This is a genomic window from Streptomyces anandii JCM 4720, assembly GCF_014650655.1.
GTDB lineage: Bacteria > Actinomycetota > Actinomycetes > Streptomycetales > Streptomycetaceae > Streptomyces > Streptomyces anandii.
Genome location: NZ_BMVJ01000022.1, coordinates 47,729 through 49,156, shown reverse-complemented (window position 1 = coordinate 49,156; position 1,428 = coordinate 47,729). Strand labels below are relative to the sequence as shown.

The following is a 1,428-nucleotide window of genomic DNA, read 5'->3' as shown; positions in this document are numbered from 1 at the left end:
TCGTCAAGCTTCGGCATGGGATCGCATTCTATGCACCGGCCCGCCCGAAGGGCTTGGACGATGGCGCAAACCGGGCGAGACGGGCGTATACGGCTCCCCGCCGCCGCCAGGGGAAGCTCCGCGGGCGGCTCTGGGTCTCATCCGTGCGTCGGTCCTGCGACGCGGACAGCCCCCAGTATCCGCAGATCGGCTCAGCGGGAGACCTCATCGTCGAGCCGCAGCAAATCTGTGCTCGCTGGAGTAGACATTCGATGCCTCAGTGGTTATGGTTTCTTTCGTAGCCGAGATCGAGCAAGGCCCGGCAGACACGAACTGCCGGGCAGCAGTCCACGTATGACGGTGCGGTGGTGGAGTTCTGGAGCCAGGTTGTTGTACGACGGCGACGGGACTGACGACCGGACCGGGTGGCCCGCAGTGATGAGGGGCCGCCCCGAGCAGGACCGCAGTTGACGCGGTTGCAGTACCAAGCAGTACGCAGTCCCTGTTTGCAAGTGATTGGTTCCGAGGGAAGAACGGAGGAGTCGAGCACCATCAGGATCGCCCGGGCGGAAAACGCGAGCCCGGGTACCGCAGGACATCGATAGGTAGGTGGTCTCCGGTCACGCATCCGCGATCCCCGCACCTCCGTCGGAGTATCAGGCGGCTGGGCGGAAACAGAAGGCCGGCGCAGCACTAGGGCCGGCAGATGGTGTTGCAGTTCCTTCGGGGCCTTGGTGCCAAACGGCACCAAGGCCCCTCTACCCGTTCCGCAGAGAGGTGAGATGACAGCAGACGAGTCGCTAAGCCGTCTCGACGACGACGACTACCCCGCCTACACGATGGGCCGGGCCGCCGAGTTGCTCGGTACCACTCCCGGCTTTCTCCGCGCCATCGGCGAAGCGCGACTGATCACACCACTGCGCTCCGAGGGCGGACACCGCCGCTACTCCCGCTACCAACTGCGCATCGCGGCCCGCGCGCGTGAGCTCGTCGACCAGGGCACCCCGATCGAGGCCGCATGCCGGATCATCATCCTTGAAGACCAGCTCGAAGAAGCCCAGCGGGCCAACGCCGAATACCGGCGCACCGGCGGATCGTCCAGTCCACCGGCCGCAGCCTGAGGTGATCGGGCCCGCCGGTATCGGCGGGCTGTCACACTCGCGCGTGGCCGGACTGCGGCGCGCAGAGACGGTGCTCGTGTCCGAACGGCTCCACCGTCAGCAGACGGCGAGGAAGATGGCGATGTAGTGGGCGGCGAAGGCCGCCACGGTCAAGGCGTGGAACACCTCGTGGAAGCCGAACCAGCGGGGCGAGGGGTCGGGGCGTTGGACGGCGTAGACCACCGCGCCCGCGCTGTAGAGGAGACCGCCGGTCACTGTCAGGGTGACCACGGCCGCACCGCCGGTGTGCAGGAAGTCAGGCAGGTAACGCACCGGTGCCCATCCGAGG

The 1,428-nt window shown here is 66.9% G+C and carries 2 protein-coding genes; one reads left to right on the top strand and one right to left on the bottom strand.

The window, feature by feature from the left end:
• Positions 1 to 761: 761 nt before the first annotated feature.
• Positions 762 to 1,100, top strand: a complete 339-nt coding sequence (locus tag IE249_RS29470) for a MerR family transcriptional regulator (RefSeq protein ID WP_189709624.1) — start codon at positions 762 to 764, stop codon at positions 1,098 to 1,100.
• 96 nt (positions 1,101 to 1,196) lie between these two features.
• Here the strand turns inward: IE249_RS29470 and IE249_RS38895 are convergent.
• Positions 1,197 to 1,428, bottom strand: a 232-nt coding sequence (locus IE249_RS38895) for a hemolysin III family protein (RefSeq protein ID WP_229859512.1), incomplete at its 5' end; no start/stop codon positions are given.

Bases quoted from the DNA above. Each gene is read 5' to 3' on its own strand.
- IE249_RS29470 (WP_189709624.1), top strand. From the start codon at position 762: ATGACAGCAGACGAGTCGCTAAGCCGTCTCGACGACGACGACTACCCC.